The 23,444-nt window shown below is 69.9% G+C and carries 22 protein-coding genes; 10 read left to right on the top strand and 12 right to left on the bottom strand.

Annotated elements, in window-relative coordinates:
• The 3 genes from JFB92_RS23020 to JFB92_RS23010 all read left to right on the top strand — a co-directional run.
• Positions 1 to 456 (top strand): glycosyltransferase family protein (locus JFB92_RS23020; RefSeq protein WP_199044043.1); only part of this gene is annotated, 456 nt, incomplete at its 5' end.
• Positions 457 to 578: 122 nt separating this feature from the next.
• On the top strand, positions 579 to 1,940 hold the full coding sequence (locus tag JFB92_RS23015; protein ID WP_199044042.1) for a LicD family protein: 1,362 nt from the start codon (positions 579 to 581) through the stop codon (positions 1,938 to 1,940).
• Positions 1,941 to 1,943: 3 nt separating this feature from the next.
• Positions 1,944 to 3,047, top strand: coding sequence for a LicD family protein (locus JFB92_RS23010; RefSeq protein WP_199044040.1), 1,104 nt, complete (start codon positions 1,944 to 1,946; stop codon positions 3,045 to 3,047).
• Between the two features lie 59 nt (positions 3,048 to 3,106).
• Here the strand turns inward: JFB92_RS23010 and JFB92_RS23005 are convergent, their stop codons facing one another.
• The 5 genes from JFB92_RS23005 to JFB92_RS22985 all read right to left on the bottom strand — a co-directional run bounded on the left by JFB92_RS23005 (position 3,107) and on the right by JFB92_RS22985 (position 9,666).
• On the bottom strand, positions 3,107 to 4,267 hold the full coding sequence (locus JFB92_RS23005) for a phosphonoacetaldehyde reductase (protein ID WP_199044038.1): 1,161 nt from the start codon (positions 4,265 to 4,267) through the stop codon (positions 3,107 to 3,109).
• Between the two features lie 7 nt (positions 4,268 to 4,274).
• Positions 4,275 to 5,399, bottom strand: a complete 1,125-nt coding sequence (aepY, locus tag JFB92_RS23000; RefSeq protein ID WP_199044036.1) for a phosphonopyruvate decarboxylase — start codon at positions 5,397 to 5,399, stop codon at positions 4,275 to 4,277.
• Positions 5,396 to 6,676 (bottom strand): phosphoenolpyruvate mutase, encoded by a 1,281-nt coding sequence (aepX, locus tag JFB92_RS22995; RefSeq protein WP_372451682.1) that lies wholly within the window; start codon positions 6,674 to 6,676, stop codon positions 5,396 to 5,398. The genes aepY and aepX overlap by 4 nt, the downstream gene beginning before the upstream one ends.
• Positions 6,677 to 6,862: 186 nt before the next feature.
• Positions 6,863 to 8,605 carry a CDP-glycerol glycerophosphotransferase family protein gene (locus JFB92_RS22990; RefSeq protein WP_199044025.1) on the bottom strand — a complete coding sequence of 581 codons (1,743 nt, stop codon included), beginning with the start codon at positions 8,603 to 8,605 and terminating at the stop codon, positions 6,863 to 6,865.
• A 245-nt stretch (positions 8,606 to 8,850) separates the two neighbouring features.
• A complete protein-coding gene (locus JFB92_RS22985) occupies positions 8,851 to 9,666 on the bottom strand; it encodes a DUF3109 family protein (protein ID WP_199044023.1) in 816 nt (271 codons plus the stop codon).
• 98 nt (positions 9,667 to 9,764) lie between these two features.
• Between JFB92_RS22985 and JFB92_RS22980 the strand changes: the two genes are divergently transcribed.
• The 6 genes from JFB92_RS22980 to JFB92_RS22955 all read left to right on the top strand — a co-directional run bounded on the left by JFB92_RS22980 (position 9,765) and on the right by JFB92_RS22955 (position 14,426).
• Positions 9,765 to 10,565 (top strand): sugar phosphate isomerase/epimerase family protein, encoded by an 801-nt coding sequence (locus JFB92_RS22980; protein ID WP_199044021.1) that lies wholly within the window; start codon positions 9,765 to 9,767, stop codon positions 10,563 to 10,565.
• Positions 10,566 to 10,655: 90 nt separating this feature from the next.
• Positions 10,656 to 11,576: a proline dehydrogenase family protein gene (locus tag JFB92_RS22975; RefSeq protein WP_199044019.1), complete on the top strand. Its 921-nt coding sequence runs from the start codon at positions 10,656 to 10,658 to the stop codon at positions 11,574 to 11,576.
• Between the two features lie 114 nt (positions 11,577 to 11,690).
• Positions 11,691 to 13,235, top strand: a complete 1,545-nt coding sequence (locus JFB92_RS22970) for a gluzincin family metallopeptidase (RefSeq protein ID WP_199044017.1) — start codon at positions 11,691 to 11,693, stop codon at positions 13,233 to 13,235.
• A 307-nt stretch (positions 13,236 to 13,542) separates the two neighbouring features.
• The gene (locus JFB92_RS22965) at positions 13,543 to 13,746 is read left to right on the top strand and encodes a helix-turn-helix domain-containing protein (protein ID WP_199044015.1); all 204 of its coding nucleotides are present in this window, start codon (positions 13,543 to 13,545) and stop codon (positions 13,744 to 13,746) included.
• 214 nt (positions 13,747 to 13,960) lie between these two features.
• A complete protein-coding gene (locus JFB92_RS22960) occupies positions 13,961 to 14,062 on the top strand; it encodes a 30S ribosomal protein bS22 (protein WP_081687713.1) in 102 nt (33 codons plus the stop codon).
• Between the two features lie 43 nt (positions 14,063 to 14,105).
• Complete coding sequence (locus tag JFB92_RS22955; protein WP_199044013.1) at positions 14,106 to 14,426, top strand: DUF2516 family protein; 321 nt, start codon at positions 14,106 to 14,108, stop codon at positions 14,424 to 14,426.
• A 22-nt stretch (positions 14,427 to 14,448) separates the two neighbouring features.
• Here the strand turns inward: JFB92_RS22955 and htpX are convergent, their stop codons facing one another.
• The 5 genes from htpX to nuoK form a co-directional block, all read right to left on the bottom strand.
• Entirely contained in the window at positions 14,449 to 15,309 is an 861-nt protein-coding gene (gene htpX, locus JFB92_RS22950; RefSeq protein WP_199044011.1) for a zinc metalloprotease HtpX, read from the bottom strand.
• Positions 15,310 to 15,387: 78 nt separating this feature from the next.
• On the bottom strand, positions 15,388 to 16,779 hold the full coding sequence (locus tag JFB92_RS22945; protein ID WP_199044009.1) for an NADH-quinone oxidoreductase subunit N: 1,392 nt from the start codon (positions 16,777 to 16,779) through the stop codon (positions 15,388 to 15,390).
• 69 nt (positions 16,780 to 16,848) lie between these two features.
• The gene (locus tag JFB92_RS22940) at positions 16,849 to 18,261 is read right to left on the bottom strand and encodes a complex I subunit 4 family protein (RefSeq protein ID WP_199044007.1); all 1,413 of its coding nucleotides are present in this window, start codon (positions 18,259 to 18,261) and stop codon (positions 16,849 to 16,851) included.
• Between the two features lie 52 nt (positions 18,262 to 18,313).
• A complete protein-coding gene (locus JFB92_RS22935) occupies positions 18,314 to 20,086 on the bottom strand; it encodes an NADH-quinone oxidoreductase subunit 5 family protein (RefSeq protein ID WP_199044005.1) in 1,773 nt (590 codons plus the stop codon).
• Positions 20,086 to 20,469 carry an NADH-quinone oxidoreductase subunit NuoK gene (nuoK, locus tag JFB92_RS22930; RefSeq protein ID WP_199044003.1) on the bottom strand — a complete coding sequence of 128 codons (384 nt, stop codon included), beginning with the start codon at positions 20,467 to 20,469 and terminating at the stop codon, positions 20,086 to 20,088. The genes JFB92_RS22935 and nuoK overlap by 1 nt, the downstream gene beginning before the upstream one ends.
• Positions 20,470 to 20,675: 206 nt before the next feature.
• Between nuoK and JFB92_RS26360 the strand changes: the two genes are divergently transcribed.
• Positions 20,676 to 21,713, top strand: coding sequence for a TRM11 family SAM-dependent methyltransferase (locus tag JFB92_RS26360; RefSeq protein ID WP_199044001.1), 1,038 nt, complete (start codon positions 20,676 to 20,678; stop codon positions 21,711 to 21,713).
• A gap of 23 nt (positions 21,714 to 21,736) precedes the next feature.
• Here JFB92_RS26360 and JFB92_RS22920 read toward each other — a convergent pair whose 3' ends face one another.
• Together JFB92_RS22920 and JFB92_RS22915 are read right to left on the bottom strand one after the other, a co-directional pair.
• The gene (locus tag JFB92_RS22920; protein WP_199043999.1) at positions 21,737 to 22,582 is read right to left on the bottom strand and encodes an aminoglycoside phosphotransferase family protein; all 846 of its coding nucleotides are present in this window, start codon (positions 22,580 to 22,582) and stop codon (positions 21,737 to 21,739) included.
• Positions 22,579 to 23,310, bottom strand: a complete 732-nt coding sequence (locus JFB92_RS22915) for a polyamine aminopropyltransferase (protein ID WP_199043998.1) — start codon at positions 23,308 to 23,310, stop codon at positions 22,579 to 22,581. Before JFB92_RS22915 ends, JFB92_RS22920 begins: the two co-directional genes overlap by 4 nt.
• Positions 23,311 to 23,444: the final 134 nt, after the last annotated feature.

The following is a 23,444-nucleotide window of genomic DNA, read 5'->3' as shown; positions in this document are numbered from 1 at the left end:
ACCTCCAAGAGCCTGCTGAAGGCCTTCAACATCCTCGGGCCGGGCGGGACGCTGTGGTTGAACGGAGATGTGGTCTTCGATCCGCAGGTGCTGGATGCCCTGTTGCCGCACGTGGCGATGGATCGGTCGTTCATCTCGGTCAATACCTCGTCGGTGGCCGAAGAGGAGGTCAAGTACACCCTGGCGGCGGACGGGTACATCAACCGGCTCTCCAAGCAGATCGAGGAGGGTGCCCTCGGTGAGGCGGTGGGGATCAACTACGTCTCCTCCGGTGACCGGGCGACGTTGGCCACACGACTGGACGAGGTGGGCGAGCAGGACTACTTCGAGGCCGGGATCGAGTCGGCGATCCAGAAGGACGGTCTGAAGTTCGAGGCGGTCGACATCTCCGCTCATCAAGTGATCGAGATCGACTTCGCCGAGGACCTGCGCAACGCCAATCAACAGTTCGGATGACGCCACCGATCTGAGATACCGCCCGGTTCGGCATCCAGCGCGCGGGAAGCGGAAGCGGCCGCCCGAGGTCGCGGCGCCCGGCGCGGTGGCGACACCGCATCCAAGCGTAAAAAGGACAGTTCATGCAGCGAAGCCCGAAGAAGGCCGTGGTCGCGGCCGTCACCCGACTGCCGCTCTATCATGTGTTCCCGCCGGGTGCCCTCCGCGCGTTCGCGTGCCTGCGGTACTACGGCGAGAACCGCAGCGTCAGGGAGACCGTCGATCTGATCGAGTCCATGGGCGGGATCTCCACCAAGTACTTCTCGGTGGCGATCGTGGCTGCGAGGGCCGCATTCAGGGCCGGGGCCGACGAGCACATGGAGCGGGCGCTCGCGGACCTCGACCGGCGGTTCCCTGAGAAGCCCGAACTCCACAACCTCCATGCGGACGTGCATGCGCATTACGACCGGAACGAGGAGGCGTACCTCGCCGCCCGACGGGCCCGTCTGCTCCAGCCCTCCTCTGCCGCGGCGGTGTATCGAACGGTGAAGTACGGGTACCGCGTGCTTCCGCACGCCGAGGCGGACGCGGCCGCGGTCGCGGCGATCCGGCGCATGCCGCGGGCTCAGACCGTCCTGTGGGGCGTCGCGAAGCTCTGCGACTCGCCGGAACACTACGCCCGGCTCCGCGAGGCGTGGGAGTCGGCCGCGGACGACGTCACGGACCTCTGGCGCGCGGTCCGGCAGCTCTCCACCGCCGCGGCCCGTGCCGGGGAGATCGACGAAGCGATCGATCTCTACCGACAGGTCATCGAACTGATGAGGGACAAGCGAGTACCCGCAGAGCCCGTAGGCGAGACGAAACTGGCCGGGCTCGGAGCCCAGAGCGCCATCGAGGATCTGCACGAGGTACTCGAGCAGACCGGGATCCGCTACTTCTTCGCCGCGGGCACCGCACTCGGTCTCGTGCGCGAAGGCCGGCCCCTCAGCGAGGACGGCGACATCGACGTCGGTATCTTCGAGGACGACTACGACCAGGACGAGCTGGTGAAGCTGTTCGCCACCCACCCCAAGTTCGACTTCGACGAAGTCCACCCGAAGACCAAGAAGGTCGGCCTGCGGCACCGCGGGGGTTCACCGGTCGACCTGTTCCGGTTCTACCGTGACGGCGACAAGATGTGGCACGACGCGGTGTTCGTCCGCTGGGGCAACCAGCCGTTCGAACTCGACCGCATCGAAATGAACGGGAGGTCGCTGCCGGTCCCCGCCGAGGCGGACCGCTACCTCACCGAGAACTACGGGGACTGGCGTACTCCGAACGCGTCCTTCGACGCATTCACTGAGGAGGCACCCAACATGGAGCCGACCTGGCCCGAGTACGTTCGCCTGCACTATGTGCGGCGGGCGTACAAGGCCCTGTGCGCTGGGGAGCCTAATACCGCCGCCCGGGATCTCGAGCGTGCCGGACTGGAAGACCTCGCCGACTCACTCACAAAGGGGAGCTGAAGCATGGACGCGAAGATCGAGCCGATGCCCGACGAACTCCCCGAGGACAAGGAGGACCGGGAGCGGCTGGTCGAAGCCCGCCTGGAGCTTTCGCGGTTGCTGCGGCGCTCCGGGGACCGCGAAGCGGCCGAAACCGTGCTCGCCGAATCCCTGCGCGGCGGACTATGGGGTTACCAGCGGCTGTGGGGCGAGCTATGGGGGCTTATGGAGCGCCGTGAGGACTACGCGGTCATCAGGGAACTGTGGCTGGCGAGCCCTCGGCGCTGCCATGCCCGCACCCCGCTGCTTCGGACCGTGGCCCGGGCGGCCAGCGTCGCCGGGGAGCACGACGAGGCCCGGGCCCTGATGCGCAAGGCGATCCTGGTCCAAGCCGCGCGGACTCGGCGGCTCCGCAGCCGCGTCAACCGCATCCGCAAGTCCGCGACCGGAAAGGCTCGCGAGATCGTCTCGCGTCCTGGTCTCGAAGCCTTCGAGCAGCGCGCCGACGTGGCATTGGCAGCTCTCGACGCGGAGTTCGACCGGCTCGGGGTGCGCACCTTCCTCATTTCGGGTACGCTGCTCGGCCACGTACGCGATGCCCAGTTCATCGGCTGGGACAAGGACATCGACCTCGGCTTCTTCACCTCCGAGATCTCGGCCGCCGACCTCCAGGCCGCGTTCGAGCAGTCCGAGCAGTTCGACGTCCGCCGACTCGACTTCAACACCGAGCGACTGCGCGTGGACCACCGCAACGGCATGATGGTCGACATCTTCCCGCACTATCAGGGCGAAGACGGCCGTATCTGGCACGACGGCACGGCTACCAGGTGGGCCAACGACCCGTTCGAGCTGCGCCGAGCCGAGTTCCTCGGCCGCAGTGTGCTCGTCCCGGACCCACCGGAGCGCTACCTCGATGAGAACTACGGGGACTGGCGTACGCCGGACCCGTACTTCGATGCCCGTCTCGATGCTCCCAACGTCGAGGTCACCGACCCGGACTTCCTCGACACCCTGCACTATTTCGGACTTCTCGCAGCGGTGAACAAACGTGACCAGCGCAAGAAGAGGCGCTACGGAGAGCTGATCCGGGCCGTCGGCGACGATGGCTGGCTCGAGCGGATCTACTGAAGAGAGCATCGACAGGAGCAGTGCGGACGGGCCGATGGCCCGTCCGCTTCGGCTCCGGTTCAGTCGATGTCGAGGAGCAGTTGGGCGAGCTCGCCGGTAGTGAAGCGAACCGGATTGTTGCCCAGCCGCTCGACGTTGACCCCGGCCGCGAGCGACTCGCGGGCCTCTCGCGTGTCGGCTCCCGCCTTGTCCAGGCTGGTCTCGAGTCCGAGATTCCGCATCAAGTCGACGAACCGCACCCGAGCCTCGGCGCCGTCGGCTGCGCCGAACGCCGTGAGGATCTCTCTCATGGCCGCGCCGTGAGTCTCCGGAGCGAGCCCCGCCTGGAGACGACCCGGTCCGGGGTCGGCGTGCACCTCCATGAATGAACCGAGCGTGACGCCCACGGCGTGGCCGTGGCTCAGTCCGTGCCGCTTGGTGATGCCGTAGGACATCGCGTGGGCGGCGGTGGTCTTGGACAGGTCGATCGCGCGTCCGGCGAGGTGGGCGCCCAGCGACATCGCACGGGCCGATCGGAGGTCCGGGCCGGTCGTGAACGATTCGATCGCCGGTAGCAGCAGTCGGAGTGCCGCTCTCGCGAAGGACCGGCTCTGCGCAGTGGCGGCTTTAGCCCACAGGCTCTCGACGGCCTGGGCGACCGCGTCGATGCCGGAGGTCGCCCGCTGATAGGGCGAGCCGGAGACTGTCAGCGCCGGGTCGAGGACCACGGTGTCGGGCAGCATCTCCGGACCGGCGATCGAGAACTTCTGGTCTCCGATGTAGACGACGGCGAAGTGGGTCGCCTCGGCGCCCGATCCGCTGGTTGTCGGCGCGAGAACCAGGCGCGTGGAGCGCTGGGCAACCGTCGCACCGGCCCGGATGCGCTCGCGGACCGCCTCGCCGTCGACGGTGCCGCGGTAGGCGCACAGGAGCTTGGCCATGTCCATCGCCGAGCCGCCGCCGACGGCCAGGATCAGGTCCGGATCGAACCGTTCGACCAGGCGCAGACCGACCTCGAGGTCGGCCGCGTCGGTATTGGGCGCGAAGTCGCTCCACTGCTCGACCTTCGCGACCTGTTCCAGGCCGGGCAGGAGCCGGTGGGCTCCGGAGGCGGTGAACGACCGCTTGCCGCGGACCAGCAGGACTCTGCGGGCGTCGAGCTCGCCGGCGATGACGCCGGCGAGCTCGATGGCGCCGCTGCCGAACCGCACGTCGCGGTCGGCAAAGGCTGAGGTCGACATGCCGGCGCTACTTCCGCAGGGCGTTCATGAACGCGGCCTTGGCCTCGGCGGGCGTACGAGTGGGACGGCCGATGTCCTTGCGGTTACCCGGCTTGACCTGGAGTTCCAGTAGAGCCGGGCCGCCTGCCTCGCGCATTTTCGCGATCTGCTCCGGCAGCTCGTCGAGGTCGTCGGTGGAGGCGGCGTAGCGGTAGCCCGAGGCCAGCGCGGCCCGCGCGACGTCCACCTTGCCGATCGAGGTCGGCTGGCCGCCGACCGAGTCGTGGACGCCGTTGTTGAACACGATGTGGAAGTACGTCCCGGGCGCGTGGTCGGCGATGACGGCCAGCGAGCCCATGTGCATCAGCAGGGCGCCGTCGCCGTCGAAGCACCAGGTCTCGCGCTCGGCCTCGGCCTTGGCGACGCCGAGGGCGATCGAGGAGGCGTGTCCCATGCCGCCGACGGTCAGGAAGTCGCGGTCGCCGTCGAGCTCCTCCCGCTGCCGGTACTCGAACAGCTCGCGGCTGAGCATACCGGTGGTGGAGACGATCGCGGCCTCGTCGCCGACGGCCTTCGCGGCCGCGATGAGGGCCTCTTCGCGGCTGGGGAGTTCCGGCGAGGCGGTCTTGACCTTCTCGCCGTCGGCGAAGGTGCCCTTCTCGACCAGCAGGAAGTACGGTGTGGAGCGCTCGAGGGCCACGGCGTGGGCCTCGGCGACGGCCTTCTCGGCGGCCTCGGGGTCGCTCGGCAGGACCGCCCAGGGCAGGTCGGTCGCGTCGAGCAGCGCCTCCTGGACCCGGCCCTGCTTGACGTGCTGCGGCTCGTCTTTGACGCCGGGGCGTCCCCGCCAGCCGACGACGACGATCATCGGGATGCCGTAGACGTCCGGGTCGGCCAGCGACAGCACCGGGTTGACCAGGTTGCCGAAACCGGAGTTCTGGAGGTAGACCACTGCCGGCGACTCGGTGCGCATGTAGTGGCCGATCGCCAGGCCCACCGCGGCGCCCTCGTTGGCGGTGATGACGTGCTGCTCGCGCGGCAGCGTCGCCATGATGTGGCTCCCCAGCTGCTTGAGCAGGCTGTCGGGAACGCCGGTGTACATCCGTACGCCCAGGTCTGACAGCTGGTCGACGAAGCGTGCGGGGTCGATCATGAGGCATTCTCCGGGATGATGGCGAGGGCGTCCTTGATGGGTGCGATCATCGGGTCGACCTCGAGAGCCCGCCCGGATTCCAGGATGGTGTGGGCGACCTTCGACATTGCGGGGTAGGCGGCCCGCATCATGTGGTTGGCGTAGATGACGACGTTGACACCGTGGTCGATGAGCTCGTCCTCGGTGACGTGGCGGTAACTGGTGGGCACCACGATCAAGGGCTTGCGGTTGGCGAACTTCGCGTACTCGTCGCAGAAGGTGAAGATCTCGTCGGATTCCTTCTGGCGGGAGTGGATCATGATGCCGTCGGCGCCGGCCTCGATGTAGGCCTGCGCGCGTGTCAGGGCATCGTCCATACCCTGTTCCAGGATCAGGCTCTCGATGCGGGCGATGACCATGAAATCGTTGGTGACCTGGGCGTTCTTGCCGACCTTGATGCGGTGGGAGAAGTCCTCGATCGACGACTGGGTCTGCTCCACCTCAATGCCGAACAGGGAGTTGCGCTTGAGGCCTTCCTTGTCCTCGATGATCACGGCGCTGACGCCGGTGCGCTCGAGTGAGCGGACGGTGAACGCGAAGTGCTCGGGCTTGCCGCCGGTGTCGCCGTCGAAGATCAGCGGCTTGGTGGTGACCTCGAACAGCTCGTTGATGGTGCCCAGTCGCGAGGAGATGTCGACGGCCTCGATGTCGGGCTTCCCGCGGGCGGTGGAGTCGGTCAGGGACGAGGACCACATCGCGTCGAACTCAACCTTGAGGCCGCCCCGCTCGGCGGCGGCGGTCTCGATGATCAGGCCCGAGATGCCTGAGTGGGCCTCGAGCACGCGCACGATCGGCTTGGCGTCGATCAGGCGCCGTAGCCTCGAGAGGCGCACGTTCGGGGTGGTGCCGATCTGCTTGACCGACTCGTTCAGCTGGGTGGAGGAGATGCCCTCGGTGTAGGGCACCTCAACCAGCTCGCCGCCCCACTCGGCGAGGGTGTCGATCACGCGCTGCCGGGTCTGCTGCTGGACACCGCTCTGCCAGTCGTCGCCGTGGACGACGAATGCCGGCTTGACCTGCTTGAGGTTGGGCACGTAGTCGAGTGTCTCCTGGGCGATTACCCTGGTCACGCCTTTGAGGTTCTCCACGACGGCTTTGCGCTGCTCGAAGGTCATGTGCGGGAGGCGCTTGTAGCTGGCGATCGCCGCGTCGGTCAGCAGACCGATCGTGATATCGCCGATCTCGGCGGCGCGGCTGAGGACGTTGATATGACCGGGGTGGATGAGGTCCGCGCTCATTCCGACATAGACGGTCGGCTTCGTTGGCAAGATTGCTCCTCGGGAGTCGTTGTATCCAGCGGGTCTGGGAACCGGCAGGGATGAAGTGCGCCGTACAAACGTTTTCGTTCGGCCGTGACAGAGCCCAGTTTAACCACGAGTTCACCGGGCGTTGGTCAGCGTACTTCCTTGAATCTATGTGCCCGTTTACGGAAGTTCACCTTGTGTCGGGGATGGGACGGACTGGACCGCTCGCCGAGGCCGCCGCTCGCCGGGGTCCGGCCGGTAGCAGTCGCGGGCGGCGTCCAGGAACACCGCGACGCATTGATCGGGGGGTGTGGACCCGAGGTAATAGGCGCGGACCTCCTCCCGCCGGGGAGCGGCCGAGTCGGTGCCGAGCAGTTCCTCGACCACGGCGGCCATGTTGCCCGCGTCTGGACCGATCCGGTATGCGGCCTTCGCCAGCGGGAACTCGGTCTCGAACTCGGGTCCCTTCCCGTGAACGTCGGTGAGTGCGAGCGGTTTACCGGAGTACAACCAGTCCGAGGCCGCGCCGCTGATATCGGACACGGCCGCATCGGCGGCGTTGATGCAGTCGACCAGCGACATCTCATCGGAGGTGGCCGTGCCCCACCGGTGCGGCCGGCCCGTCCGCTCAGTGTCGGAGGCCAGCATCCGCTCCAGTTCGGCCAGCTGGAGCGCCGACGCGGGGTTGTATCGGGTGTAGGGGTGGGCCCGCAGCAGCACCACCGCGCCGCGCTCCAGCAGGGCCGACACGATGATCTGGCCCAGTCGGAGCGAGGAGTAGTTGACGTTGTCGGATATGCCGGTCCAGGTCGGCGTGTACAGCACGACTGGCGCGTTGTCGGCTGGCCTTTTCGGTCCGACGGCGATGCCGTGGAGCTGTGGGCGGCCGACGACGCGGAACTTTCGTTCGGGGATGTCGACGCCGTGGTGGAGGTAGCGGTCGATGCCCGCTTGACCCGCGACGAACACCCGGTCGTACATTGCGGCGACCGGATTGCTGCTGGCGGCCTTGTCGCTGTCGCCGTGCATCAGCTGTACGTGCGTGAGGTGCCCGAAGCGGACCAGCTGCGTGTTCTGCATACTGTTGTTGACGTAGAACACGGCCTTCACACTCGGGACGAGCAGCCGTTCGAGCGCGGCGACCCCCGGGACGATCGCGACCGGAGCGGAGGTGGAGGCGCGGACCTGGGCCAGGTGAGTGCGATCCCTCAGCACGATCAGGTAGGAGTCGCCCAGGCGGTCGAAGTACGGCAGCCACATCTTGATCTGGTACTCCGAGCCCGGAGGGCCGGAGAAGTGGATGAGGAACTCCGGCTCCAGCGCCCGCACCGCCTCGTGCACCGCGGGATCGCCGGAGTGCGCCGAGCTCCTGCGTCGCCGCCACGCTGAGAGCGTCCCGGCTGCCAGCGCGGCGCACAGGCCCAGGGCCGTGACCAGCGCGACCCACGAGGGCCAGGTCAGGTCCGCGAAGACCAGCGCCCCGGCCGCGACCGCCAGCACGAGGGTCACCGCTCCGATCGTGCCGTAAGCGGCCCTGGGCGTGAAGTACTGTTCGAGTCCGCTCCTGGAGACCGGGAGGTTGACCGTCTCCACGTGTCGGGTCGCGATCGCGATCTGGAGGAGCTGCTCGTTGCCCAGCAGTAGGAGCAGCACCGACCCGGCCGCCAGCATCGGCAGCGCAGTCGTCGCGCCGGCGGCGCCGACCGAGGCCGCCACCAGGGCGATGACCGCCGCGACGCGCGCGACCCGGGATTCGGAGAGGCCCTCGAGGCGGTGCTGCCGCCAGACCACGCCCAGCGCGGCCAGCGCCAAGGCGAAGCCGGCCCACCGCAGGGTTGGCACGAGGGCGGCGACCACCGCCAACGCCGACAGCGCGTTGCCCGCTACAGCGAAGAACAGCTTCCGGAAGAGATTGAACCGCATCGTGTCGTCGCATCCTTGCCGTACGGGGCTCGATCGCCGGTGGATTCTAGCATCGCGACGGTGTACGTTCACTTTGATGTCGCTTCGAGTTCACGCTGGTCGCGTAGGGATCCGCGGCCGTGCTCGAAGGTGAGCACCGGGTGGCGCAGCGCTCTGGTTCATGCGCAGGGGCTCTCGAATCCCGTGACAGTCCCAGGCCGCATGAGGCATGGGACTGCTCTATGCGGCTTGCCGCAGGGTGGGCTCTACCGGTCGGGGCGGGTGGGGGCTCCCAGCGGGACGGGGCGGCGGGCCGTGGCCGGGTGGGGGGCGGTCTGGCCGCGCTCCTCGCGGTCGGCGCACAGTTCGGCGAGCTTGTCGTAGGCGGACTTGCCGAGCAGTTCGGTCAGTTCGGTGGCGTAGGACTTGTAGACCGGTTCGGCGGCGGTGTGCGCCAGCGGGGAGCCGGTGCACCACCAGTCGAAGTCGTGTCCCCCCGGGCCCCAGGAGGCGCGGTCGAACTCGGTGATGAGGGTGACGTCGACCTCGGTGCCGTCGGCGCGCTGCTCGGTGGTGAAGTCGCGTTTGACCGGCAGCTGCCAGCACACCTCGGGCTTGTACTCCATCGGGTGGACGCCGTCGCGCATCGCCTGCTGGTGCAGCGCGCAGCCCGAGCCGGCGGCGAAGCCGTCGCGGTTGTGGAAGACGCACGCGCCGTCGACGACGGCGGTCTTCTTGGCCGGCTCCTCTTCGCCGTCGTCGTTCTCGAGTGTGTCGTCGACGAGGGTGTCCTTGAATCGGCGGTGGAGCTGCCAGGTCTCGGGCGTCAGTTTGGCGGCGGCCCGTTTGACGCGCCGGATGTCGTCGGCGTCGGTGTAGAAGGCCCCGTGCAGGCAGCAGCCGTCGGCCGGCCGGTCCCGCTCGATCCCGGGGCAGCCGCCCGCTTCGGGGTGGCGCCCGAAGATACAGCCCCAGCGGGAGAGCAGCCAGGTCAGGTCGGCCCTGACCTTCGTGTCGGGATCGTCGGGGTCGTGGAACTCGACCCATTCGCGGTCGAAGTTCGGCTCCACCTCGTCGGTCATCCGTCCACCGTACCCGCGGACGGCCCCCGTCCGTCGAATGAGCCGCAGCGCGCCGAAGCGTGCGAACGGTGACAATTCGCACGGCGTACCCTAGTGGGGTGACCCAGTCCGTCCCGGTCCTGCTCTCGACCACCTCCGTCTACCCAGAGCCGACCGCGGTCGGCTTCGAACTGGCCGCGGAGCTCGGCTACGACGGGGTGGAGCTGATGGTCTTCACCGACCGGATCTCGCAGGATCCGCAGGCCGTAGCCGGGCTCGCCCGGCACTACGGGGTGAAGGTCGGAGCCGTCCACGCCCCGTGCCTGCTGGTGACGCAGCGGGTCTGGTCGGCCGATCCGTGGACGCGGCTGCGGCGCAGCGTGCAGGCCGCCGAGTACCTGGGCGCGCCGGTGGTGGTGATCCACCCGCCGTTCTCCTGGCAGCGCGACTACGCCTCGAAGTTCTCCGAGGTGCTGGCGAGCCTGTCCGCGCGCTATCCGCGCATCACCATCGCCGTGGAGAACATGTTCCCGCTCAAGCTCGGCAGGCGCCGCCTGGTGCCCTACCGGCCGCACTGGGACCCCACCCGGCACGGCTACGACGCCTACACTCTGGACCTGTCGCACTGCGCGGCCTCGGGGGCCGACGCGATCGCCATGGCCTCCCGGATGGGCTCGGCCCTGCGCCACATCCACCTGTGCGACGGGACCGCCCCTGGATCGGACCAGCACCTGGTGCCCGGGCGCGGTTCGCAGCCGTGCGAGGAGCTGCTGTCGGGCCTGGGCGCGGCCGGCTGGAACGGGTCGGTCACCGTGGAGGTGTCGACCCGCAAGTCCGGCAACCGGACGCGTCGCGCGGCCGACCTGGCCGAGTCCCTCAAGTTCGCCCGGGACGCGCTCAGCCTTCGAAACATAGCTTAGTTCTCTGTTTCGCCTTTGTTTGCAATGTCTCAGCCTACGCGTTATGACCTCGTGACCAGATCCTGAACCACGGGAGGCTACGCTGCAAACATGCTGCGTTCTGTCATTCTCGCCGCCGCCCGGTCGTCGAAGATCGAGCATCTGGTGGGCACCGCGCCCGTCAGCCGTTCGCTGGTCAGGCGCTATGTCGCCGGAGAGGCCACTGCCGACGCCGTCGCCTGTGCCCGTGCCCTCGCCGCCGACGGTCTGCTCGCCACGCTCGACTACCTCGGGGAGGACACCGTCGTCGCCGAGCAGGCCGACGTCACCCGGGACGAATACCTGGGCCTGCTCGCCGCTCTGGGGGCCGAGGGCCTGGCCGCGACCTCCGAGGTCAGCGTCAAGCTCTCGGCGGTCGGCCAGCGCATCGACCCGGAGCTGGCCTACGGCCACGCCCGCCGGATCTGCGAGGCCGCCGCCGACGTCGGGACGACGGTCACCATCGACATGGAGGACCACACCGTCACCGACTCCACCCTGGAGATCGTCTCGCGCCTGCGCGAGGACTTCGGCGACACCGGCGCGGTCCTCCAGGCCTACCTGCGCCGCACCGAGGACGACTGCAAGGCCCACTCCGGTCCCGGTTCCCGCATCCGCCTGTGCAAGGGCGCCTACAAGGAGCCCGAGTCCGTCGCCTACCAGCGCAAACTCGACGTCGACCGGTCCTATGTGCGCTGCGTCAACGCCCTGATGGCCGGCTCCGGCTACCCGATGCTGGCCACCCACGACCCGCGCCTGGTCGAGATCGCGATCGACCGCGCCCGCTGGTTCGACCGCGAACCCGACAGCTTCGAGTTCCAGATGCTCTACGGCATCCGCCCGGCCGAGCAGCTCCGGCTGGCCGCCGAGGGCTACCGGATGCGCGTCTACGTCCCCTACGGCGACCAGTGGTACGGCTACCTGATGCGACGCATGGCCGAGCGCCCCGCCAACGTGGCGGTGTTCGCCAGGTCACTGTGGACCAAGAGCTGACCGCGGGCACACCTCGCGCGGCGGCCCGGACGGGCCGCCGCAGGACCTGCGAGCCGCGCCATTCGCGAAGCTTGTGTTTAGCGCCGCTGGCGGATGGGGGCTAGAGTTGCGAGGGTGACTCAAGCCCCCGAGGACCTCCCCCAGGAGCCGAAAGCGCGCCTCTCCGACCCGCCCGCCGCGGGCTCGGCGGCGCGCGTCCCCGAGCAGCGGGCCGCGTCCGAGCGCGTCGCGGTCGCCCCCGGGCCGATGGCGAGGCCGCCGGTCGAGATGGCGCCGCCCCCGCAGCAGCCGCCGATGTGGGCGCCCTATCCGCCCTATCAGCCGCGCCCCGAGAAGCCCCGCTCCCACTTCGGCACGATCCTGCTGGTCCTCGTCCTGGTCTCCTCCGCCGTCCTGGCCGGGGGCCTGGTCAACGGCTGGCGCCCGGGCGTGCCCGCGGCCGAGACCGGAACCATCACGGGCGCGGCCGTCCAGCCCGACGAGGGCTCGCTCCCCAGTCCGGGCCCCGACGCGCCGGAGCACGAGGTCCTCGCCTACCTGCGCGAGCAGGCCGGCCTGGTCCTCGACGCCCAGGGCGAATCGCTGGTCAACGGGAGCCTGGAGGGATGGCTGGCCGCCTTCGACCCGGCCCTCCACGAGGAGATGACCGGCCGCTACGACACCTTGACGGCCATGGGCGTCAGCCGCTTCGACTACCGCATCGTCACCGGCCCCCTCGAGGACGCCTCCGGGGCGGTCCCGGTCTACGAGATCACCGTCTCGGCCACCATCTGCTTCGTGGACCCGGCCGACGAGTGCAGCCCGGCCGACGTGGTCTTCGAGACCTCCTGGGAGGCCGGCGACGACGGCCTGGTCATGGTCGGCGTCGAGCCCTCCGGCGGCTACGCCGGCCCCCACCCCTGGGAGGTCCAGAACATGGTCGCCGCCGTCGGCGACCGCACCGTCGTGGCCGCCCCCGAGGGCATGGAGCGGCAGCTCGACGACGCCCTCGAGATCGCCGAGGACGCCGCGATCAACGCCGACAAGTGGGCGCTGTGGGAGCGGCCGGACCGCTACGTCGTCTACATCGCCGGCGACGACGAGTTCGAGGACTGGTTCGGGGGCATGTTCGACGGCGGCGACGTGCTCGGCTTCGCTCTGCCCCTGGAGGGCACCGTCGACGAGGAGCGGGTCCCGACCACCTACGCCACGGTCATGAACGTCGACCGCACCGGCTGGGGCAACGAGCTGGACAGCGTCATCCGGCACGAGCTGGGCCACGCGGTGACCCTGTGGGCCGCCCCCTCGGAGTCCTACGGCAACGACACGTGGTGGATGGTCGAGGGCATCGCCGAGTACATCGACCACGGCGACCGGCCCCTCGAGGACTACGCCCGGATGTGGGACATCGACGAGTACATCGACCAGGGAGGCTGCGCCGACGAAATCGTGGGGCCGACCCAGGAGGACGACACCCTGGCCGGATCCGGCAAGTACGGTTGCGCGTTCCTGGGCGTCCACTACATGATCGACACCTACGGTCAGGACGCCTTCGCCGACTGGTTCGGCCGGACCGCCCGCGAGGGCGAGCCGGCGACCTCGACCGCCGAGGAGATCTTCGGCAAGGGCTACGACGAGCTGATGGGCGAGATCACCGACTTCATCGCGGAGACCGCCTGAGAAGCGCTTCCACCCCTGGAAGATTACGGCCGTGATCGCCCAGATCAGGCAAGACCGCCTGTTGCCCAATGAGGCGGACTGCCGTAACATGAGCAACATCCCAATCGAAAGACATCAACGTCACGCACCGTGACGACCGACCTGTTTCGGTTCATATGGGCATTCGCGTCCACCGCACCCTCTAACACATCACACAACCCCACTTTTTCGGCGAAGCTCGCGGGTCGTGAAGTCGCATTCCCGGCGATGCTCGCGAGTCGCGGATCAGCCAAGACTCCCAACAGCCCTCGACAGAACGGTGAGACACATGAGCGAACCCGGTGACCTCCTCGACGAGGTCAAATTCTTGACGGTGACGGAAGTGGCCGACCTGATGCGCGTGTCCAAGATGACCGTGTACCGGCTCGTCCACAACGGTGACATCGCGGCCGTGCGGGTGGGGCGCTCGTTCCGCGTGCCCGAGAGCGCCGTGAAGACCTACCTCTCGGAGGCGCTGCGCGCCGAGGAGTAATTCGGGCATCCGAGCCTCCCGGGCCCGGGCCGTCGGCCGAGGACGGGCCCGGACGCGACACTCGGCGAAGGTTTCGAGAGGTCGTCGCAACAGGGCCCCGCCGCACCCGCGTGTGACGGGGCCTTCCCTCGCCCGCTCCCCCGCGACCGGGCCGGACCGGTCCGAGCTAGGCTAGTCGGGCTCGATTTCGAAGTTCGATCAGTGAGGAAGCTCTATGGGCTCGGTCATCAAGAAGCGTCGCAAGCGCATGGCGAAGAAGAAGCACCGCAAGCTCCTGCGCAAGACCCGCGTTCAGCGTCGCAAGCTCGGCAAGTAGCCGAGCGGACCGGCTCACCGTCACCTCCTAGTAGGCTGGGCCCATGCCAGAGTTCGACACCACCGCGCCGTTCGTATTCGAGATACGCAACCTGGTGTGGATGATCATCGGATACGGAGCGGCGCTGCTGTCGCTGATCGCCTCGATCCACTGTGCGGTGCAGAAACCCGAGGCGTTCAACGCGATCGGGACGCTGACCAAGGGCACCTGGCTCGGCCTGCTGGTCATCAGCTTCGGCCTCTCGCTCATCTTCGGCGGCTTCGGCGGCCTCGGCCTGTTCGGCCTCATCGCGCTGTGCGCCGCGCTGGTCTACCTGCTCGACGTGCGCGGCGGCATCAAGGACATCGGCGGCTCGGTCTACTGAGCTCCCGGCGGCCGCCCCGCGGCTAGCGGACGGTTCCCCGCGCCATGTCGCGCAGTCGCCGCACCCGCTGCTCGGTCGGCGGGTGGGTCGAGAACAGACTCGACAGGCCCCCGCGCAGCGGCGACTCGATCATCAGGTGCGCCTCGCTCGCCAGCGGGCTGTCCGAGCGCGCCGGCATCCGGTCGACTCCGGCCGAGATCTTCTGGAGCGCGCTGGCCAGGGCCAGCGGGTCGCCGGTCAGCCGCGCGCCCGAGGCGTCGGCCTCGTATTCGCGGGAGCGGCTGACGGCCATCCGGATCATCCCGGCCGCGAGCGGCCCCAGGATCAGGGTGAGCAGCAGGACGAGGGGGTTGACCCCGCCGTCCCGGCTGTTGCCGCCGATCGGGATGAACCAGGCCAGGTTCGCGAGCATGGTGATGATCCCGGCCAGGGCCCCGGCGACCGAGGAGATCAGGATGTCGCGGTTGTAGACGTGGCTGAGTTCGTGGCCGAGGACGGCGCGCAGCTCGGCCGGGGTGAGGATGCGCATGATGCCCTCGGTGACGGCGACGGCGGCGTTGTCGGGATTGCGGCCGGTCGCGAACGCGTTGGGCTGCTCGGTCGGCGCGACGTAGAGCCGGGGCATCGGCTGCCCGGCCCGCTGCGAGAGCTCCCGCACGATCGCGTACAGCTGCGGCGCCTGCGCCTCGTTCACCGGCCGGGCGCGCATGGAGCGCAGCGCGATCTTGTCGGAGTTGAAGTAGGCGTAGGCGTTCATGCCCACGGCGATCACCGCGGCGATGACGACGCCGGTCGAGCCGCCCAGGAGGTAGCCGATCGCGATCACCAGCGCGGACAGCAGGCCGAGCAGGAGCGCGGTCTTGAGGCCGTTGCTGTGCTTCATGATGTTTCCAGTTCCCCCATCGGTGTCATCGTTCCCAACACCTCTGTACCTGCCAGTATTCCTCACTGACCTGGGAGTTTACTGGGACATGGACGTGAATTCGAGCACGAGCCCGGGGGCGAGGCTCGCGGCGGCGAGGACGAGTCCGGCGGCCAGGACGGCGACGGTGAAGCGGGGGCGGGCCCTCGCGCCCTCGCCGAGGAGGACGGTGCGGGCCAGCCGCAGGTAGTAGGCCAGGCCGACCACGGCGCCGGCGACGACCACGATCGCCATCCACAGGGCCGCCGAGGCCAGCCATTCGAGGATCGCGACCTTGGCGAAGGTCCCGGCCAGGGCCGGAGGCAGCCCGGCCAGGCCGATGACGCTGATCAGGAGGACCGTCGCCGGTCCGGGGGCGGCCCGCCACAGTCCGCCGAGCTCGTCGATCCGGCCGCCGTCGTCGCGGACGGCCGTCAGGGACGCGAAGGCCCCGGCCTCCAGGAGCACGAAGAACACCGCGTAGGCCAGCGCCGCCGAGGCGGCCGCGGCCGGGTTCTCGCGTCCGCTGGCAGTGGACAGTGCCGCCAGGGGCGCGAGCACGTATCCGGCGTGGGCGATCCCGGACCAGGCCAGCAGGCCGACCGTGCGGCGCTGGACGAGCGCGCCGATGTTGCCGACGGCGATCGAGGCGACGGCGAGGACGGCCAGGACCAGTCCGGCCTCGGCTCCGGCGCCGGCGGCGAGGCCGAAGTGGACGACCCAGATCACGGCGATCGCGCCGCCGAGTTTGGAGGCGCTGGCCAGATAGGTTGCGATCGGCAGCGGGGCGCGTTCGAGGACGAGCGGGGCCCAGGAGTGGAGCGGGGCGGCGGCGAGTTTGAACGCCAGGCCGCCGAGCAGGAGCGCGGTACCGGCGGCGACGAGCCCGGTGTGGGCCTCGGCCAGGGCGGGCGCGAGCCCGGCGAAGTGGACGGTCCCGGCGGCGCTGTAGAGGAGCGCGGCTCCCATGAGGGCGGTGGCCGAGGCGGTGATGGAGGCGATCAGGAAGGTCACTCCGGCTTCGGCGCCGTCGCGGCCGGGCCTGGCGACGAGGACGTAGAGCGGGACGGTGAGGGTCTCGACGGCGACGATGAGGGTGATCAGGTCGCGGCTGGAGGCGAGGGTGATGCCTCCGGCGGCCGAGACCGCCAGCAGGAAGAGGTATTCGCTTTCGGTCCTGCCGCTGATGGCGGCGACGAGGAGGGTCAGGGCGGCGAACAGGGCCGCCAGTCCCATGGCGGTCTCGTCGGCGGTGAAGGAGAACCAGTCGTCGACGGCGAAGGTGCGGCGGGTCGGTCCGGCGGCGAGCCAGATCGCGGCGGCGCCGGAGGCGGCCAGGCCGATCATGGTGGCCGCCTTCGCGGCCCTCCCGGCGAACAGGGCGACCGCGGCGGTCGCGGCGGCCAGGTACAGCGGCAGCAGCGCGGCGTGGTCGATCGACTGGGACTCCATTTACAGTGCTCCCGTCGCGAACTGGTTGAGCGGTGGTCCGGGGGCGTGGTCGATCGACTGGGGGACCATCTACAGCACTCCCGTCGCGAACAGGTCGAGCAGCGGTCCGGGGGCCAGGCCGAGCGCGAGGGTGGCGGCGACCAGCGGCGACCAGAGCGCGATCTCGGTCCGGCTGGTCCCGGCGACCCCTTCGACGGCGGGCGCGGGCGGGCCGTGGCTGACGTGTTTGAGCATCCGCAGCAGGTAGGCGGCGGTCAGGAACGCGCCGAGGGCCGCGGCGGCGGCGAGGGCGAACCAGGCGCCGCCGCGTTCGACCGCGGCGTAGACGGTGAACGCCTCGCCCCAGAACCCGGCGAGGCCGGGCAGCCCGAGGGAGGCCAGGGACGCGAAGCCGAGGAGCCCGGCCAGGGCGGGGGCGGCCAGGCGGAGCCCGCCGAGTTCGGCCAGCAGCCCGGTGCGGGTGCGGTCCTTGAGGGCTCCGGCCAGGAAGAACAGGAGCGGGGTGATCAGGCCGTGGGCGAGGTTGGCGAACAGGGCGGCGCGCACGCCCGCTTCGGTGCCGGTGGCGAAGGCCAGGACCACGAATCCCATGTGGCCGACCGAGGAGTAGGCGATGAGCCGTTTGATCTCGCCCTGCCCCAGGCACACCAGGCTCGCGACGATGATGCCGATGGCTGCGAGGACGCCGAGGGCTCCGGCGGCCTCGGCGGCGCCGTCGGGGGCGAGGCCGCCGGCCACGCGGATGAGGCCGTAGGTGCCGAGTTTGAGCAGGACCCCGGCCAGCAGGACCGAACCGACGGTGGGGGCGGCGGTGTGGGCGTCGGGCAGCCACGAGTGGAGGGGCCACAGCGGGGCCTTGACGGCGAAGCCGAGCGCGAGCAGTGTGAACACCGCCAGGGACAGGTCGCGGTCGACGCCTCCGGCGGCGATGATCTGGGCGAGGGAGGCGGTTCCGGTGTCGGCGGCGGCCGCGAACAGGCCGGTGGCCATGAGGAGCGATCCGGCGACGGTGAACAGGGCGAACTTGGCGGCGGCGTGCCGTCTGGTGGCCGGGTCGCCGTAGCGGTAGACGACGGCCCACATCGGCAGCAGGACCGCCTCGAAGGCGATGAAGAACAGGATGAGGTTGTCGGCCAGGAACACCGCGGTGGAGGCGCCCTGGACGGCCAGGAGGAGCGCGGTGAGCACCGGCGGGCCGGTCCGTGCGTTGTGGATGCAGCACAGCAGGCCCAGCAGGGCGGTCAGCAGCGCCAGGGGCCAGGAGACGCCGTCGACGGTCAGGGCGAAGTCGAGCTTTATGGACGGTGCCCACGGGTAGTCGACGCGGTGCCACCAGCCGGGGCCGCGTGCGGCCGGGAGCAGGGCTACGGCGGCGAGGGCGAGCGCGGCGGCGGCGACGCCGACGCCGCTGCGGCGCAGCCACCACGTGAGGACCGCCCCGGCCAGGGGCAGCGCGACGGCGGCGACCAGGATCAAGCCCACGGGTTCACCTCGTTGGTGTCGGCGGCGACGGAGGCCCCGGATCGGTTCGGAGTCAAGACCACAGGTTCACTCCGATCGCGATGACGGCGACGACGAGGGTTCCGGCGACACTGAGCCGCAGGTAGCGGACGAGGCCGCCGCGGTGTCCGGCCTCGGTTCGCCGGGCCGTGGCGAGGGCGGCGCGGGCCGATCCCTCGACGACGGTGCGGTCGACCAGTTGCTCGTCGAGCAGTCGGGCGGCGGCGCTGGCGGCTCGCGCGCCCGAGCGGGCGGCGGCGGTGGCCGCGGCGTCCGCGGCGAATCCGGAGGCGATGAAGGCCCTGGCGCGGCCGAGGAGGCGGCTCGGGTCGCGGGCCCGGTCGCGCCACCAGGAGTCGCCCACGAGGTAGAGCCCGACCAGGAGGGCCACGAGCAGCAGCGTCATCAGGTCGAGGTGGAGTTCGGGGACGTGGAGCGGCCCGGCGAAGTAGAGGCCGCCGACGCCGATGGTTCCGGCGCCGAGGACCCACAGCGCGCTCGCCTCGGGCCGGGAGACGGTCGCCGTCTCCGCGGCGCCGCCGCGCCAGAACAGCAGCAGCCACAGGCGTCCGGCGTAGGCGGCGGTCAGGACGCTGGCGACGACACCGGCCCAGAACACGATGACCCCGGCGGTCGTGCCGGACTCGTAGGCGGCGCCGAGGACGGTCTCCTTGCTGTAGAAGCCGCCCAGCGGTGGGACGCCGATCATGGATGCCAGGCCGATCGTCATGGCCCAGAACGCCAGCGGCGAGGCCGAGGGCCTGATCCGGGTGGTGCGCAGCGATCCGTCGGTGGCGGCCTGGGCGATCAGGACCCCGGCGGTCAGGAACAGCAGCGCCTTGAACGCGGCGTGCGAGAGCAGATGGAACAGGGCGGTGTCGGCCGAGGCGACCGCGACGGCGGCGAACATGAACCCGACCTGGCTGACCGTGGACCAGGCCAGGACGCCCTTGACGTCGGTGGCGGCGTACGCCGACAGGCCCGCCCCGACCATGGTGGCCGCGGCGGCGACGGCGACGACGACCAGGAGGTCGGGCGGCCACACCGGCAGCAGGCGGGTGAGCACGTAGGCTCCGGCGGCGACCATGGTGGCGGCGTGGATGAGCGCCGAGACCGGCGTGGGGCCTGCCATGGCCGGGGGCAGCCAGACCTGGAGCGGGAACTGGGCGGACTTGCCGACGCAGCCGAACAGGATCAGCAGCATCGCGGCGGTCGCGGCGCCCTCGGGGACCTCCCCGAGCTCGCCGATGCGGAACGTCCCGGCCGAGACGCCGAGGACCATGACGCCGAGGACGAAACCGACGTCGCCGAACCGGGTGACCAGGAACGCCTTCGCGGCGGCCCCGGGTGCGGCCGGGAGCTTCGCGTAGTGGGCGATGAGCAGGTAGGAGCAGGCGCCCATGACCTCCCAGCCGATGAGCAGGAAGATCAGGTCGTCGGCTGCCACGACCAGCAGCATCGCCGCGCAGAACAGGTTCACCTGGGCCGCGAACGGCGCGTAGCGTTCATCGCCGCGCAGGTAGGCGACCGAGTAGACCTGCACCAGCAGTGAGACCAGCGCCGAGGCGACCGCGACCGCGACCGCGGTCCCGGACAGCTCCAGGGCGGCCTCGACCCGCACCGAACCGAAGTCGGCGAGGGTGTACGAGACGGCGGCGTCACCGAACGCGGCGACCAGGGCGCACCCCAGTGCGGCGGCCGGTCCGGCGACGGCCAGCCAGACCGCGGGCCCGCGGCGGCGCAGGGTGAGCCCGGCGAGTCCGGCGGCGGCGGGGAGGGCGACCAGTGCCCAGGCGGCGAAGCTCATCACCGGCGGCCCGCCTCTGCTTCTCCGACGGATCCGGCTCCTCTGGACGCCCCCGCCTCCCCGGACGCCCCTGAGCCTTCGGACGGCCCGGCCTCTTCGGGCACCCCGTCGGTGTCGATCGTCGACCGGGCCCGCCACAGGTTGAGCACCAGCGCCAGGCCCACTCCGACCTCGGCGGCGGCGATGACCACGATGAACAGCGCGAAGCTCTGCCCGGTGTAGGCGTTCCGCACCAGATCGGAGGTGACCAGGACCAGATGAACGCCGCCGAGCATGAGTTCGGCGGCGGCCAGTTGCATCACGGCGTTGCGTCTGGTGAGGACGCCGTAGAGCCCGATCGCGAACAGCCCCACGGCGACGAGATAGCCGATCACCGGATGCACTGGACCTCCAACGAGTCGGCGGTATCGGTCGTTCGGGGGCACATGGCCTCATCTTGGCCCACCGGGTGCCGAAAAGTCCAGCGTTGATGCCGTGTCGATATCGTTGATCGAGCTATCCGCGAGGGCTGGGTACACTCGTCGGCGACTTTCGGAGACCTCGGACGCAGAGATGGAGGGGCGGGGGCGCGGCCCCCGCAGAGGAGCCGGTGCAGCAGTTCGCAGCCCTGTTGGCGCCGTCCGCGAACCGGGTGTACTCCCGGGCGGCGGCGGAGATGACGCGCAACGAGATCGCGGTCTTCTCCGAGACCCTCCTGGACGGGAGGATCGGGGCGGTCGAGCGGACCGAGCTGGGCGGCGTCCCGTACCTGACCTTCGAGGCCGAGGACCTGACGAGGCGGGACCTGACGTGCCTGTCGAACCTGTCGTCCCTGTACGCCCTGTTCACGGTCCGCGGGAGGACGCTCGAACCGGTCGAGTTGGAGCGCCTGGACCGCTACGACGACGACCTGCTGTCCATCCTCAAGTACACCGGGAAGACGAACGAGCAGCTCACGAAGCTGCTGCTGAACGTCACCGCGGCGGCCGCGATCCCGGCCGAGCGGTTCGCGTCCGGGCGGCCCCGCGTCCTGGACCCGATGTGCGGGCGGGGCACGACGGTGAACCAGGCGATGATGTACGGCTGGGACGCCTTCGGGGTCGAGATCGACAAGAAGGACTTCGAGGCGTACTCGGCGTTCATCCAGCGCTGGCTCAAGTCCAAGCGGCTGAAGCACCGGGCCGTCTCCAGCCGCGTCAAACGAGAGGGCAGGGCCCTGGGCCAGCGCCTGCTGGTGGAGTTCGCGGCGAGCAAGGCCCTCTACAAGGCCGGGGAGCTCCAGACGGTGGAGATGGTCAACACCGACACGCTCCGCAGCGCCGACGTCTACAAGAGGCGATCGTTCGACCTGGTGGTGACCGACGCCCCCTACGGCGTCCAGCACGGTGCGGTCGCGGGGCCGAAGACCGTCTCCCGCAGTCCGAAGGCGCTCCTGGAGGAGGCGGTGCGGGTCTGGACCGAGCTGCTCCGCAGGGGCGGCGCGATGGGCATCTCCTGGAACACGAACGTCTTGAGCCGGGACGACCTGCGGGGCATCTTCACCGAATCGGGCCTGGAGCCGATCGAGACCGGGCCCTACCGGGGCTTCGCCCACCGGGTCGACCAGGCCATCAACCGAGACCTGATGGTTGCCCGCCGGCCCGATTGACCCAATGGCCCGGCCCGTCGCCCTCAGGCGGCCCCTGCGAGGACGTCGGTGATCATCCTGTGGCCCTGCGCCTCGAAGTCCCGGTCACCGACCCGGTGGGCCCAGCACGCCGTGCCGACCGCGGAACGGACGCGCTGGCGGAACCAGGCGCCGGGCTCGCGCGGGTCGGCGCCGTAGCCGGACAGGAACGCCTCCTCCGCGCCTGGGTACCAGGCGAACTCCTGGACGGCGAGGCGCTCGAAGTCCTCGGCCGCCGGTCGCAGCCCCGCGCGCCCCAGGTCGATCACGCGCAGCACCCCGTCGTCGCAGAGCCAGTTCCTGCACTGCCAGTCGCCATGGGTCGGGACACAGGTAGCGGCGAGGTGAGGCCAGGACCGGACCATGGTCCGCAGTTCGTCGGCGACCTGCGCCGCGATCCGGTGCGGCCCGTCCAGCCACGCCAGCGCCTTGGCGTTCATCCGGGGCTCGTAGTCGGGGTCCTCGATCGCCGTCTGCGCGTGGTATTCGCGCAGCAGCTCACCGGCCTGCGCGTAGGTGTCCATCTCCGCGGCGGCCGTCGTCCCCTGGACCAGGGTTCCGGGTAGGTACTCGGTCACCAGGATCTTGGCTTCCGCATCGGCATGGAGCATCCGGGCGGCCCGGCCGCGCCGCACCCACGGTCCGGTCCACTCGCGGTGCGCGCGGACCTCCCGCTCGATGTGGCGGTCCGAGGCGCCGCCGGCCTTGACGACGACGAGCCGCTCGCCCGCCTTGGCCCGCAGGACCGTGGTCTCGACCAGATCCCAGCTCATGTCGGCCTCGATCTCGATGCCGGGCAGCCAGTCCTCGATCAGTGCGCGCTGGCGGGGCGAGAGCGCTTCGCGGCTCATCGGCGCTTGGTTCCCACGTAGATCGTGTTGGACGCTTTGCCTCCGGTCATGGGGTTGTCGAACCAGATCCGCCGGGCTTCCACGTCCTCGAAGACCTCTTCGAGTTCGTCGGTGAAGTCCTCGTCCGGCGGGTCGTCCGACCACAGGGCGAACACGCCGTCGTCGGCGATGTGTCCGGCCATGGAGCTCAGCCCGTCGCGGTTGTAGAAGGCTGCGTGAGCCGAGCCGAGAAGGTTGCGGGGGGAGTGGTCGATGTCGAGCAGGATCGCGTCGAACTTCCGGCCCGCCTCGTCCGGGTCGAAGCCGTCCTCGTCGGCCGCCGCGGCGAAGAAGTCGTCCCGGACGAGGCGCGTCCTCGGGTCCGCGTTCAGGCCGACCGTGTCCGGCAGCAGTTCGCGCTCGTGCCAGTCGATGACCGCCTCGGAGTACTCGACCACCACCAGTTCCTCCACCCGGTCGTCCGCCAGCGCCTCGAAGGCCGTGTAGCCCAGGCCGAGCCCGCCCACCAGCACCGCGAAGCCGCCCTCGGGGCGGACCGCCCGCAACCGGGCGAGCCCGAGCCGGGTCAGGTCGATCTCGGCGACGGTGAACAGGCTCGACATGAGGAAATCCTCGCCGAGTTTCACCTCGTAGACCTCGGACAGCACCACCGGATCGAATCTGCGGCGCAGGCTGATCTCGCCCAGCGGCGTGTCCTGCCAGTCGATTTCCTCGAATCGCTTGCTCATCGGACTATCGAACCATCCCGACCAGGCCGACCCCATCCCGGCGCGGCCCCGGCATTCCGACCCGAGCGGTTCCTGCCTTATCCAGGCGATTAATCCCTAATCATTACAGGTCGTGTCCGGCTGTCGGGTCGGTT

This window comes from Glycomyces salinus (assembly GCF_016428645.1).
Taxonomy (GTDB): domain Bacteria; phylum Actinomycetota; class Actinomycetes; order Mycobacteriales; family Micromonosporaceae; genus Glycomyces; species Glycomyces salinus.
Note: the sequence above shows the minus strand (reverse complement) of the source record. Positions and strands in the feature narration are given on the sequence as shown.

Coding starts and splice junctions, on each gene's coding strand:
- JFB92_RS23015 (WP_199044042.1), top strand. CDS start 579: ATGCAGCGAAGCCCGAAGAAGGCCGTGGTCGCGGCCGTCACCCGACTG.
- JFB92_RS23010 (WP_199044040.1), top strand. CDS start 1,944: ATGGACGCGAAGATCGAGCCGATGCCCGACGAACTCCCCGAGGACAAG.
- JFB92_RS23005 (WP_199044038.1), bottom strand. CDS start 4,267: ATGTCGACCTCAGCCTTTGCCGACCGCGACGTGCGGTTCGGCAGCGGC.
- aepY (WP_199044036.1), bottom strand. CDS start 5,399: ATGATCGACCCCGCACGCTTCGTCGACCAGCTGTCAGACCTGGGCGTA.
- aepX (WP_372451682.1), bottom strand. CDS start 6,676: ATGAGCGCGGACCTCATCCACCCCGGTCATATCAACGTCCTCAGCCGC.
- JFB92_RS22990 (WP_199044025.1), bottom strand. CDS start 8,605: ATGCGGTTCAATCTCTTCCGGAAGCTGTTCTTCGCTGTAGCGGGCAAC.
- JFB92_RS22985 (WP_199044023.1), bottom strand. CDS start 9,666: ATGACCGACGAGGTGGAGCCGAACTTCGACCGCGAATGGGTCGAGTTC.
- JFB92_RS22975 (WP_199044019.1), top strand. CDS start 10,656: ATGCTGCGTTCTGTCATTCTCGCCGCCGCCCGGTCGTCGAAGATCGAG.
- JFB92_RS22965 (WP_199044015.1), top strand. CDS start 13,543: ATGAGCGAACCCGGTGACCTCCTCGACGAGGTCAAATTCTTGACGGTG.
- JFB92_RS22960 (WP_081687713.1), top strand. CDS start 13,961: ATGGGCTCGGTCATCAAGAAGCGTCGCAAGCGCATGGCGAAGAAGAAG.
- JFB92_RS22955 (WP_199044013.1), top strand. CDS start 14,106: ATGCCAGAGTTCGACACCACCGCGCCGTTCGTATTCGAGATACGCAAC.
- htpX (WP_199044011.1), bottom strand. CDS start 15,309: ATGAAGCACAGCAACGGCCTCAAGACCGCGCTCCTGCTCGGCCTGCTG.
- JFB92_RS22945 (WP_199044009.1), bottom strand. CDS start 16,779: ATGGAGTCCCAGTCGATCGACCACGCCGCGCTGCTGCCGCTGTACCTG.
- JFB92_RS22935 (WP_199044005.1), bottom strand. CDS start 20,086: ATGAGCTTCGCCGCCTGGGCACTGGTCGCCCTCCCCGCCGCCGCCGGA.
- JFB92_RS22920 (WP_199043999.1), bottom strand. CDS start 22,582: ATGAGCCGCGAAGCGCTCTCGCCCCGCCAGCGCGCACTGATCGAGGAC.
- JFB92_RS22915 (WP_199043998.1), bottom strand. CDS start 23,310: ATGAGCAAGCGATTCGAGGAAATCGACTGGCAGGACACGCCGCTGGGC.